Source organism: Brevundimonas pondensis (genome assembly GCF_017487345.1).
Lineage (GTDB): Bacteria > Pseudomonadota > Alphaproteobacteria > Caulobacterales > Caulobacteraceae > Brevundimonas > Brevundimonas pondensis.
The window spans coordinates 3,080,914-3,093,204 of sequence record NZ_CP062006.1; the positions used below are offsets into that span (position 1 = coordinate 3,080,914).

Below are 12,291 nucleotides of genomic sequence, written 5' to 3' on the forward strand. Positions count from 1 at the left end.
CCAATCCGGGCGATGAGGGGATTTCATGAAGACGGTTTCGCTTCTGCGACACATGCTGACCGGCAGCGCCTGCGCCTTGATCCTAGCGGGCGCCGCGGCGGCGCAGACCCGCAATTTCGACCTGCCGTCGGGCGAGCTCAAGGGCGCGCTCGACGCCTATGCGCGTCAGGCCGGCGTCCAGCTGGTGTACAGAACTGAAGACGTTCGCGGCGTTCGCACCCGGGGCGTCCGCGACGCCGTGGACGCCGAAACCGCCCTTCGCCGTCTGCTGGAAGGCACAGGCCTGACGGTTCAGCGCGACAGCTCGGGCGCACTGGCCATTGTTCGTCAGCCAGCCCAGCGCTCAGCCCTGAGCGAGGAAGCCTCCACTGTCGAGGAAGTCGTCGTCACCGGCTCGCGCCTGAAAAACGTCTTCGACGCGGCCACCCCTGTCGTCAGCATGGAGCGCGAGGTCCTGCTGGAGCAGGGCTACATGGACCTGGCAGAGGCGCTGACGGACATTCCCGGCGTCGAGGAAGCCGTATCCTTGGCCAACAGCCAGACCGCGACCCAGGCGAACGGCCTGTCGACCATCAGCCTGCGCAACCTCGGCGAAAACCGCACCCTGACCCTGATCGACGGTCATCGCACCGTCTCCAACGCCGGCAACAAGAACGCCGTCAGCCTCAGCACGATTCCCGAGTTCTTCGTCGATCGCGTCGAGGTGACGACGGGCGGCGGCTCGGCCGTCTACGGCTCCGACGCCATCGCCGGGGTGGTCAATGTCATCACCGAGCGCAACCTGAACGGCGTGCGCGCGCGTGTGGTCGGCGGCACGACCTATGACGGCGGCGGCGAGTCGATCGAGTATTCCATCGGCGGCGGGCGCCGCTTTCTGGACGACCGCCTCTATCTGATGGCCGGCGCCACCTATGATCGCCAGTTCAAGCTGAAGGCGACAGACCGCGAACGCGCCCAGGAATCCATCCTCTACCTGCCGGCCAGCAACACCGTCACCACGCCGGACCGGTCGACCAATATCGCCGGCGGCCGCTTTATCAGCGGACGCTGGTTCTACGACGACTCCGGCCTGAGGCCCAACATGGTCACGGCGGTCGACGGCTACGAGACCCGTCGCGCCGGCACCCTGATCACGCCGCGTGACAATCTGAACGGCGCCGCCAAGTTCGACTACGCCCTGACTGACAATCTCAAGATCTGGGGCCAGGTCCTCTATTCGAACGTGGTGACCGATTCCACCCGCGAACCCACGACGGTCAGCAACACCACCACCTTCGGCGTCAATGACGAGTTCACGGTCGGGCGGATGTCGCGCACCCTGAACCCCTTCGCGCCGACCGAGATCAAATCCGCCGCCTCAAGTTCGGGCATCGACTTTCGGCGTCGCCTCGTCGAGGTCGGCCCCAACCTGATCCACAACGAACGCGAGACCATTCGCGGCTGGGTCGGCATCGAAGGCGTCCTGCCCAACGACTGGGACTGGAAGTTGACCTACGGCTACGGCAAGTTCTCGGGCGAGCAAATTCGCGGCAATACGCTGAACCTGCAACGCGTCCAATGGGCCCTGGACTCCGAGCGGGTCAATGGCGTGGTCCAGTGCCGCAGCGCCGCCGCCCGCGCCGACGGCTGCGTTCCGCTGAACCTCTTCGGCGTAGGCTCCATCACCCCGGAGATGGCCGACTATATTCGAGCCAACACCTTCTATCGTCCGACCAACCGTCAGGACACGATCGAGGGCTACGTCTCGGGCACGCTGTTCGAACTGCCGGCCGGTCCGATCGAGACCGCCTTCGGCTTCGAAAGCCGCCGCGACCATACCCAGACACGCACCGACCCGCTGATCCAGAGCGGCCTGGCCAGTTCCTCCTTCCTTCCGGAATTCGAGGGGACCATCAAGGCGAACGAGGTCTTTGCCGAGGCCTCGGTTCCCCTGCTGGCCGACCTGCCTTTCGCCCACCGTCTGACAGCCAATGGGGCGGTTCGCGTCGCGGACTACAACCTGGATTCCGTGGGCACGACGGTCAGCTATCGCGCCGGTCTGCAATGGTCGCCGATCCCCGATCTGCGCATCCGCACCGAATACGCCCGCGCCCAGCGCGCTCCGGACACCAGCGAGCTGTTCTCGCCGCCTCGGGACGACGCCGACACCGTGGTGGACATCTGTAGCGGCGTGACGGCCGCAACGACCGGGACCGTCGCCCAGAACTGTCGCGCCGACAGCCGCATCGCCGCAGCGATCGCGGCGGCGTCCGACGGGACCTTCCGTCAGCTGAGCACCCAGATCAAGGCGCCCAACGCCGGCAATCCCGACCTGTTCGAGGAGACCGCCGACACCTGGACCCTGGGTCTGGTCTATCGCCCCTCCTATCTTCCCGGCTTCGAGGCCAGCATCGACTACTTCGACATCAAGATTTCAGATGTCATCTCGTCGCTGAGCAACTCGGCCCTGCTGCTGGGCTGCTACTCGGACCCGTCGGGCGCCGACAATGTCTTTTGCGACACCATCACCCGCGACGAGAACGGCCAACTGGTCCGTATTCTCAATCAGGAGCAGAACCTGAATGAGACCAGGGCGCGTGGCGTGGACGTGGCGGCTTCCTATCGCTTCGATCTGGAGCGTTGGCAGGTGCCCGGAGCGTTCCGGGCCAGCATCAACTACAGCCGTCGCCTGGAGCTGAGCACCGAATACGACAGCATCGACAAGGTGGAGCTGGTCGAATCGGTCGGCGAGGTCGGCTCCGCCAAGAACGAGGCCAAGTTCGGCCTGTCCTGGTATGATGACGTCTGGAGCGTGCGCTGGTCGTCGCGTTACATCGGCGGCGTCGTCGACAGCCTGGAGCGGAAGCAACAGGCCATCGACATGGGCTGGGCCGACCCGCTTTTCCTCAACGTCGACGCCTATTGGCGCCACGACCTGAGCGCCAGCGTCAAGCCGCTGCGTGAGAACCCCCGCCTGAAGGTGTTCGGCACGATCAAGAACATCTTCAACGACTACGGTCCCTTCCTGCCGGACGGCACCGACAGCGGAAACGCGTACAATTACAGCTCGGCCTACGGCATCACGGGTCGGGCCTTCACCCTGGGCGTTCAGGTCGAATTCTGACCTGAGCCCACCGCTCCGGCGTCGCTCGCGGGCGCCGCCGGAGCCTTGGTCCGCGCGCACATCAACCGTCGCGCCCTTATCAGGGTCTCGCCATGCATCATCGCCTCGCCGCCGCGCTCGCGGCCTTGCTCTGCGCCGCCTCCGGCCTGGCCCAGGCCCAGGACCGGACGGGAGATACGGCGACGCCTGCCCCGCCCCGACTGATCGTGACCGTCGTGGTCGATCAGTTCAGCGCCAATCTGTTCAACCAGTACCGAAGCCGCTGGACCGCCGGCCTCCGTCGTCTGTCGGATGAAGGACTGGTCTCGACCAATGGCTACCAGACCCACGGCCTGACCGAGACCTGCCCCGGCCACTCCACCGTCCTGACCGGCATGCATCCGGCCCAGACCGGCATTCCCTCCAACGACTGGATTGATCCGGCGACAGGCGAAGAGGTCTATTGCCTGGCCGCGCCGCGCAACACCCTGGCGCATGGCAGGAACAGCGACAACGGCCCGGTCGGTCCCGACAACATCCGCGCCTCCAGCCTGGGCGACTGGCTGAAAGCCCAGCGGCCCGACGCCCGCGTCTTCGCTGTGTCCGGCAAGGATCGAGGCGCGATCAATCTGGCGGGCCATCATCCCGACGGCGCCTTCTGGTTCACCGACGGCTTTGGCCTGACCACCTATGTCGAGCCCGGTCAGGACGCCGCGAGGCGGCTGGCCCCCGTGGACGCTTTCAACCGCGCCTTCCGCCGCCGCCAGGCCGACGCGCCGCACGCCTGGACCTATACCCGACCCCAATGCCGTGCACTTGAGGCCGACTGGACCATTCGCGGCGACGTCCTCCACTCCCGGGTGCCGCCCGCTCGCGACAAGTTCGATGCCTCGCCGTCCCTGGACGAAGAGACGTTGAAAGCCGCAGCCTATCTGATCGACAGCCAGAACCTGGGCCAGGGGCCGACCACGGACCTGCTCGGCGTCAGCCTGTCCGCGACCGACCGCATCGGTCACGCCTATGGCTCCCAGGGCCCGGAGATGTGCGAGCAGATGCACCGGCTCGATGCAGCCCTCGGCGAGTTCCTGACGCGACTTGAGGCTGTCTCCGGCGGAGTGATTCTGGTCCTGACAGCCGATCATGGCGGGTCTGATTTCGTCGAGCGTCTGGCGCAGCGCGGCTATCCCCATGCGCACCGGATCAGCTCCGCGCCCCTGGCCGAGATCAATGCCGACCTGCAGGCGCGCTTCCGCCTTGACGCCGCCCCGCTACAGTCCGGATCCAGCGGTCTGATCGTGGCTGACGGGGGCCAACGACGTCTGCCCGAACCTCTGCGCGGCGAGATCATCGCGGCGGCCCTGCCTCAGCTGCGGGTGATGCCCGACATCGTCTTCGCCGAGGCTCGCGACACGTTGCTGACCGCCCCCCTGCCCGACAGTCTTCAACCGGAAATGCTGACGCTCGAGCAAAGGATGCGCCTCTCCGCCGTCGACGAGCGCTCCTCGGACATCATCATGGTGCGGGCGCCGAACGTGACCGGCGGGGGGCGTGTGGGCGGAAACATAGCCGGCCATGGCACGCCCTGGGACTATGATCGCCGAGTGCCCATCGTCTTCTGGAAGCCGCAAGGGACCGGGCAGGAACGTTTTCTGCCGATCCGCACCATCGACATCGCCCCGACCCTGGCGGCCGTCGTGGACATCGCGTCTCCCGTTGTCGAAGGCCACGCCCTTCCCTTGTGGGACTGACCTCGCAGGCCCGTCGCGCGCAGGCCATGTGTCTGGAACCGGTGAGCCGCGGGGCTTTGTTGATGTGTGTACAGGAGCAGGACTTGGGCGATACCTCGCACACAAGCTTGTCTTTTCAGCCTAGATTTCATCGCCTGCATCAGACCGCGCTTCAAGCTTCCTAAAGGGCCGGATCAGCAGACAAAGGGCCATGACGGACAGACTGGCGACCGATCCCATCAGCGCGAAGAAGGCGCCGGCCGACATGGTGCTCCAGCTTGATCCGACCAGGCCTGCCAGCAGATTGCCGGCGAAGGCCGCCAGGAACCAGGCGGCGATCATGGTGGCCGTCATCTGCGCCGGCGCCAGCCGTCCGAACAGGCCCAGTCCGACCGGCAGGATGAACAGCTCGCCGCTGGTCAACAGGACGAAGAAGGCCACAAGCCATAACCAGTGGACGGGCCCCTGCCCCGTCAGCATCGCAATCAAGGCCAGGCCGAAGAAGGCGCTGGCGACCAAGGCGGCGCCCGTCGCCATCCGGGCCAGCGAGGACATTCCCCGCCCCTTGCGAGCCGAGCGATCCCAGGCCGTGACCAGGATGGGCGTCAACAGGAAGACCAGCAGGGGATTCAGCGACTGGAACCAGGTCATGGGAATGGTCCAGCCGCCCAGCGAGCGGTCCACGTCACTGCCGATCCACAGGGCCAGGGTGTTGCCCACCTGCTCATAGGCGACGCGGAACACCACCACCGCCAGGATCACCCCGCCGAACAGCAGCAGGGACGAGCGCTCCATTCCCTCGCCCTTGACCTTCTCACTCCGCGCCATGCGCGGCGGATCGGCCGGCAGGTAGCGCCCACCCAGCAGATAGATGGTCAGGCCCGCCGCCATGCCGACCCCGGCCAGGGCGAAGCCCCAGTGCCAACCATAGATCTCGCCCACCGCGCCGCAGACCAGGGGCGCCATGAAGGCCCCGAGGTTCACGCCCATGTAATAGATATTGTAGGCGCTGCCACGGCGCGGATCGTCAGGCTTGTAGAGCCCCGCCACTTGACCCGGGAGGTTGGGCAGGAACAGGCCGTTGCCGATCGCGATGACGGCCAGGGCCGGATAGAAGAGCGCCTCCGAGGCCATCATGAAATGGCCCAAGATCATGATCGACGCGCCCATGACCACCGAGCGTCGCCGCCCCAGCCAGCGATCCGCCAACAGCCCGCCGAAGATGGGGGTCAGATAGATGACCGCCGTATAGACGCCATAGATGATCGAGGCCCGGCCCTGCTCGATCAGCAGGGTGGTGGTCATGTAATAGACCAGCAGGGTCCGCATGCCGAAGAAGGAGAACTTCTCCCACATCTCGGTCAGGAACAGGACGGTCAGCCCGCGCGGCTGGCCCAGGAAGCTCTTTTCACTGGCGGCGATGGTCATGATGCTCGGCCTTCCCCCTGATGGCGATGCGCGGTCTCGTCCGTTCGCAACGAGACCGCGTCTCCAGACTTAGAAGTAGGCCTGGACGGTAAAGCCTATGGTGCGCGGTTGAACCGTGATCCAGCTTTCCGGCCCCGTGATGCTGACAGGGCTGGCCAGGACCCGGCCGTCGTCGTCGAACAGATTGCGCACGAAGATCGAGGCCTCAATCGGACGCCCCGGCAGGCGCACCCCGGCCGTCAGGTTGACCAGGTGATAGTCGCCGTACTCGCGGTTATTGGCGTTCCCGGTGTCGAAGCGCGTGTTCATCTTGCCGGTGTAGCTGTAGTCGACACGAGCGTAGGCGTCGCGCGCCTCGAACACGGTGAAGGCTTGGCGCAACCCCGCGCTGATCTGCTCGCGCGCCACCCCCGGCACATGATCCCCGTCCGACCAGGTCGTGAAGGGCACGTCCTCGGTCAGGCTGGAATCGGTCAACCCCAGGGTTCCATAGACATCCAGCGCGTCGTTGATCGCGAAGCCGGCCTCGACCTCGGTCCCGATGCTGCGCGCCTTGCCCGCATTGGTGCGGAACGAGAAGGAGCAGGACGGCAGGCTCATGGTCGTCTGGATGTCGGTCCAGTCGATGTAGTAGGCGCTGGCGTTCAGGGTCAGGCGACGGTCCATGAACTGGTTCTTGGAGCCGATCTCATAGTTCCACACCGAGTCCGAGCCGAAGCTGCCGGGCGTTTCTGTCAGGCCCAGCTTGTCCAGATCCGCGCGACACAGATCGGCTGGAACGGTGGTGTTCACCCCGCCCAGCCGGAAGCCCTTGGACGCTTGGACATAGACCATGTTGTCACGCGTGGCGTCGAACGCCAGGTTGAACTTGGGCGTGACCCCGTCTTCCGAGAACTCGCCCGAGTAGCGCGAGACTCCGCCGTTCAGCAGACCGGACGAGAAGGTCTCGTACTCCTCGCTGAAGTCGAAATAACGCAGGCCCGCCGTCGCCGTCAGGCGCGGCGTGATCTTGTAGGAGACCTCGCCGAACACCGCCTTCTGCTCCTGACGGATGTTCTGGAAGCCGTAGAAGACCTGATCCACGCCCGGCGCGCCGAAATCCGACGACGGGGCGCCGACATGGGCGTCCAGGCCCGGCACGACGCCGTCCTGCGTATAGTCGCGCTTGCGGTCCTGATAGAAGACGCCGGCGATATAGTTCAGCCGTCCCTCGCCACTGGAGGCGATCCGCAGTTCCTGCGAGAAATCCTCGATCTCGGTCGTGTCGACCAGGGGCGCCGGCGAATCCAGACCCAGCGCCGCCTCGGTCAGGAATTCCAGGCTGGTGCGGTTGGTGTTCTTCTTCTTCAGGAAGGAGGTCGAGGAATTGACCGAGGCCCAGCCCAGGTCATAGTCCAGCGCCGCGTTGAAGATGTTGATCCGGTCGGTCAGGCCGTCAAAGGCGCGGATATTCCGCTCAAACGGCGCCGACTGGCTGGCGCGCGAACCCGTCTCCAGGTCGTGATACATATAGGTCAGGTTGGCGCGCAACTCGGGGCTGAGCTGAGCCCCCAACTGCAGGCGGGCGCCGGTCGTCGTGGCGTCGTTCTGATTGTCCTCGCCCGTCGCCGTATTGTCGATATAGCCGCCCTGATAGGTGCGATAGGCGACCGCCCGCAGGGCCACAGCGTCTGTCACCAGCGGCAGGTTGACCATACCCTTGGCGCTGTAGTTGGTCTCGCCGTGGCGGGTGTGCGAGGCCGATCCTTCGGCCGAGGCCGAAAAGTCCGTCAGGTTCGGCTTGTTGGTGATGATGCGAATGGCGCCGCCCATGGCGCCCGAACCGTAGAGCGTCCCCTGCGGCCCGCGCAGGACCTCGACGCGCGACAGATCGTACAGGCCCAGGTCCGGGTTGAAGCCGTTCACCGAGATCGGCGTCTCGTCGATATAGACGCCGACCGTCTCCTTGTTCTGGGGCTCGTCGTTGCGGACGCCGCCGGTCGACACGCCGCGCAGGGCGATGGTCGATAGACCAGGCCCCTGGGACACCATGGACAGGCTGGGCACCGCCGACACCATGTCGGCCAGACCGTTCTTGCCCGTTTCCATGATCTCGGCGGCGGACAGGGCGGCGACCGAGTTGGCCACGTCCTGCAGATTCTGCGACCGCTTCTGCGCCGTGACGACGATGTCGTCGACCGTGGTGGCGGGGTCCGCCGCAGCCGCAGCGGAAGTCGATTGCGCCGCCGCCGGCGAAGCCGCCAGCGCCAGAACCACTGCCAGAGAACTCACGCCCAGGTACTGCTTCTTGCCGCTCATCTTGGTTCTCCCTCCCAAAATCATCATGACCTCAGCCCCACACGGTCCGGTCGAACAGGCTCAGCCGGCGCCCATCGTGGCGCACGGCGGCGTCCGCCGGGTTCTTCAGCAGCAGGGACACGTCCAGATCGACGACCTCGCACAGCGTGCCGACCAGATAGGCCGGCGCCATGGCCAGGCCCGATCCCATCATGCAGCCGACCATCAGACGCATCCCCCGCGCCTCGGCCTCGCGCGCCAGGGCCAGGGCCTCGGTCAGCCCGCCGGTCTTGTCGAGCTTGATGTTGACGAAGGCGTAGCGGCCTTCCAGCCGGTCCAGATCGGCGCGGTCCTGACAAGACTCGTCGGCGCAAAGGGGTACGGACCCGACATAGCCGTCCAGTTGTTCGTCCTCGCCGCGCGGCAGGGGCTGTTCGATCATGAAGACGTCCAGCGCGGCCAGTTCCGGCGCCAGGGCGTTCAGTTGCTCCAGAGTCCAGCCGCCGTTGACGTCCACGAACAGACGGACCGCTGGCAGAACCTGACGCACCGCCCGCACGCAAGCCATGTCGTCCGGCCCGCCCAGCTTCAGCTTGATCATGCCCGCATGGCGATGAGTGGCGGCCAGACGCTCGGTCTCTTCCGGCGTCTCGATGCCGATGGTGACGTCCGACGCCAGATGATCCGGCGCGCTCAGCCCGGTCAGGTCCCAGATCGAGCGGCCCGCGGCCTTGGCCTCATGATCCCAGAAGGCGCAGTCCAGGGCGTTGCGGGCCGGGCCGGCCGGCAGGCGCGACTGCAGCCCGATGCGATCCACCAGACCCGCTTCAATATCGGGGGCGATGGCGGTGAGCGCGTTCAGCACGGCCTCGGCGGTATGGCCGAACATCGGCATGGGGCAGGCTTCGCCTCGCCCCACCACGCCGCCGCCCTCCAGAGCGACCGCGACCACATCCAGGCCCGAGATCTCGCCGAACGACACGCGGAACGGGGTCGTCAGGTCCAGGCGCCGTTTCAAGGCTGTGAGCTTCACGATCCCTCCCAGAATTCGTTTTGCACTCACAGCAATATTCGTGAAAATTTGCACATGGCAAGAACAGATTTTGCAAAATCTGCATATCAATTTTCGCCCAGCGCAAAACTGCACCCGCGTCCGGGCAGGACGCGGGCTCAAGCCTTTCAGGAACAAGGGAATTCAGTCAGCGCCCGTCGACTGGCGCATCGGCTATTCGTCGCTGACCAGAGGAAACGCCGCCCAGGCCTCGCGCGAAAAGGCGCGGCTTTCAAAGGCGTCATAGCCGCGTCCGCCGCCGTGGAAATAGGTCACGAGAACCTCGGCTGGCTGATTGACCGCGACGACGCTGTGCCAGGCCGAGGAGTCCATGTGCATGGCGTCGCCTTCCTCGAGCAGGACCGGCTCCTGCCCTTCGACATAGGCCACGGCCGTCCCCTTGATGACATAGACGACCTTTTCGCCCGGATGGCGCACGAACTCCGATTCCCAGACGCTGACAGGCTGGAAATGGAAGTGGCCGCAGTCGAGAGCGCGCCTCTCGTCCGACCCGAACAGATAGTGGACCATGGCGTCGCAGAAGCGTTCGGGACGCCGTTCGGGCGCCCGATCCACCGTTAGCCGCGCCGCCCCGCTGGCGGGCGGCGGTGGCCCTCCCCGGCCCGAACCAGCGGATGCGTCCTCCGCCTCGCCCGGCGCGTCACCCAGCAGGCGCTCGACCGGCACGTCCAGCGCCTTGGCCAGCAGATGCATCTTGTCGACCGTCAGCCGCAGCCGCGTGTTCTCGATCCGCGACAGGGACGAGGTCGGAATGCCGGTCAGCTGTGACAGCTGATCCAGCGTCAGCTTGCGGCTCTTGCGGATACGGCGCAGCGCCGCCCCGCCTGTGGCGGCTTCATCGTCGCCGACCGGCGGGAGGTAGGGGCGCGTCATGCCCTTTTCCTAAGGTTGCTTCGCCGCCCTGACCAGACGCAGGTCTCTGAAATTGAACGAGGGGTCGGTGCGGGCCGAGACAGGGGCCATTTCGATGTCGCGAACCTGGCCGCGCGGATCGAGGCGGAAGTTGACATAGGCGTCGGCGTTCAGCGCCCGATCGCGCCAGGCGGCGATAAAGCGGTCGCCGTCCACGTGCCGCAACCGCCCGGTCATGGCCTCCGAGCCCAGGTCCATGATCAGGTCCTCGCCTTCCAGCCGCACCTCGACAGGCCCAAACCAGGCGTCGTCATAGCGGCCGGCATACTGGGCCAGCGGCAGGGCCGGACGCGGCGCCTCGCCGGCTGCGGCGACCTCGGTCCCGGCGACGGCCGCGTCCGCCTGGGCGGCGCGAATGGCGGCCATCTCCGCCCGACCCTGATCAGCGATGGCGCGGACCGGGTTGGGGCTGAACTTCAGCGCAGCCAGTTGCTGGGCGATGGCGCGGGCCGCGCCGCTGCTCTTGTTGGTCATGACCATGACGCCGAAGCCGTCGTCGGGATAGAGGCTCAGATAGCTGACCATGCCGGGCAGGCCGCCGCCGTGCTGAACCTCGCGACGACCGAAGCTGTCCTGCACCATCCACCCCAGGCCATAGGCGCTGAAGGTCGTGCCGGCCTGATAGGGCGAGGCCGCGCGCCGCACCGGCATCAATGTCACCGGACTAAACAGATCGGCGCGGCGCGCGGCGTCCAGTTCGGGTCCCTTGGCCGGGTCGAGGTTGTAGGCCATCCACTGGGCCATGCCGTGCGCGTTGCAGAAGATGCCGCCCGCCGCCAGGGTGATGTCCGGCAAGGGGAAGTCCACCGTGGTCAGCTGACCGTCGGCATAGTCGTGAGCCAGGGATTTCGGCGCGTTCGGCGCCAACTGCTTCTGATCCGGCACGCAGCCGTTCATGTCCAGACGGGTCAGGAAGCGGCTTTGGATCTCGTCCTGCCAGCTATGACCCGACACCCGTTCGATCAGGTCCCCGGCGACGATGTAGAGCAGGTTGTCATAGGCGAATTCGGTGCGGAAACTGGACTTGGGCTGCAGGTGAGCCAGGGCCTGATAGACTTGGGCGCGGTTGGCCTTGCCCTCGGTCAGCATGACCAGATCGCCGGCATAGGGCGCCAGGCCCGAGCGGTGGCTGACCAGATCGCGAATGGTGAACTCACGCGTCACCCACGGATCCGACAGACGGAACTCCGGCACATAGTTGATGACCGGATCGTCCCAGTCCAACCGCCCTTCCTGCTCCAGCTGGGCGATCACCGTGGTGGTGAAGGCCTTGGAGATCGACCCGATGCCGAACAGGGTGTCGGCGTTGACTGGCGTCTGCGTCCGATAGTCCACGACGCCGTAGCCCTTCAGATAGGGGGCCTGCCCCGGCTGGATCACCGCAATGGCGACGCCTGGAATTTCGAAGGACGAAAGCGCCGTTTCCACGACCTGGTCGATCTGTCGCTCACTGAGCCGAACCGGATCGGCTGCGGTCGCCGCTCCCGCGCTGACCGCCAGGGCCGCCAGTCCAACCAGCGCACCGCAGTTGCAAAGCCGTGACATCATGATCGCCTCTCCTTGCAGCGAACCCTGGGTTCATTTTGCATTATCTGCAAGAAAATTTTGGAAATGTGGGTTCCCTGCCAAAAGGCTGGCTGGTCAATTGTCCTCACCGTCGGCCATGAGAAGCCCCTCGCCTATGTTCCGGCATCCCGGGATCGCCGAGCATTCTCGCCGCGTGGCGGGCGACCTCATCCACGCACTGGATCATAGCGACACGGCGGCCGAGACCCACGACCTTGGGAAGGTAG

At 65.9% G+C, this 12,291-nt stretch carries 7 protein-coding genes; 2 read left to right on the forward strand and 5 right to left on the reverse strand.

Annotation, left to right across the window (positions count from 1 at the left end):
- The first annotated feature begins 25 nt into the window (after nucleotides 1–25).
- Together IFE19_RS15345 and IFE19_RS15350 are read left to right on the forward strand one after the other, a co-directional pair.
- Complete coding sequence (locus IFE19_RS15345; RefSeq protein WP_207823784.1) at nucleotides 26–3,103, forward strand: TonB-dependent receptor; 3,078 nt, start codon at nucleotides 26–28, stop codon at nucleotides 3,101–3,103.
- Nucleotides 3,104–3,195: 92 nt separating this feature from the next.
- Entirely contained in the window at nucleotides 3,196–4,830 is a 1,635-nt protein-coding gene (locus IFE19_RS15350) for an alkaline phosphatase family protein (RefSeq protein WP_207823786.1), read from the forward strand.
- A gap of 120 nt (nucleotides 4,831–4,950) precedes the next feature.
- Here IFE19_RS15350 and IFE19_RS15355 read toward each other — a convergent pair whose 3' ends face one another.
- The 5 genes from IFE19_RS15355 to IFE19_RS15375 form a co-directional block, all read right to left on the reverse strand.
- Nucleotides 4,951–6,237, reverse strand: coding sequence for a peptide MFS transporter (locus tag IFE19_RS15355; RefSeq protein ID WP_207823788.1), 1,287 nt, complete (start codon nucleotides 6,235–6,237; stop codon nucleotides 4,951–4,953).
- A gap of 69 nt (nucleotides 6,238–6,306) precedes the next feature.
- Nucleotides 6,307–8,535 (reverse strand): TonB-dependent receptor, encoded by a 2,229-nt coding sequence (locus tag IFE19_RS15360; protein WP_207823790.1) that lies wholly within the window; start codon nucleotides 8,533–8,535, stop codon nucleotides 6,307–6,309.
- A 31-nt stretch (nucleotides 8,536–8,566) separates the two neighbouring features.
- Complete coding sequence (locus IFE19_RS15365) at nucleotides 8,567–9,547, reverse strand: dipeptide epimerase (protein ID WP_207823792.1); 981 nt, start codon at nucleotides 9,545–9,547, stop codon at nucleotides 8,567–8,569.
- Between the two features lie 192 nt (nucleotides 9,548–9,739).
- Nucleotides 9,740–10,459, reverse strand: coding sequence for a helix-turn-helix domain-containing protein (locus IFE19_RS15370; protein WP_207823794.1), 720 nt, complete (start codon nucleotides 10,457–10,459; stop codon nucleotides 9,740–9,742).
- 9 nt (nucleotides 10,460–10,468) lie between these two features.
- Entirely contained in the window at nucleotides 10,469–12,046 is a 1,578-nt protein-coding gene (locus IFE19_RS15375) for a serine hydrolase (protein ID WP_207823796.1), read from the reverse strand.
- Nucleotides 12,047–12,291 lie beyond the last annotated feature (245 nt).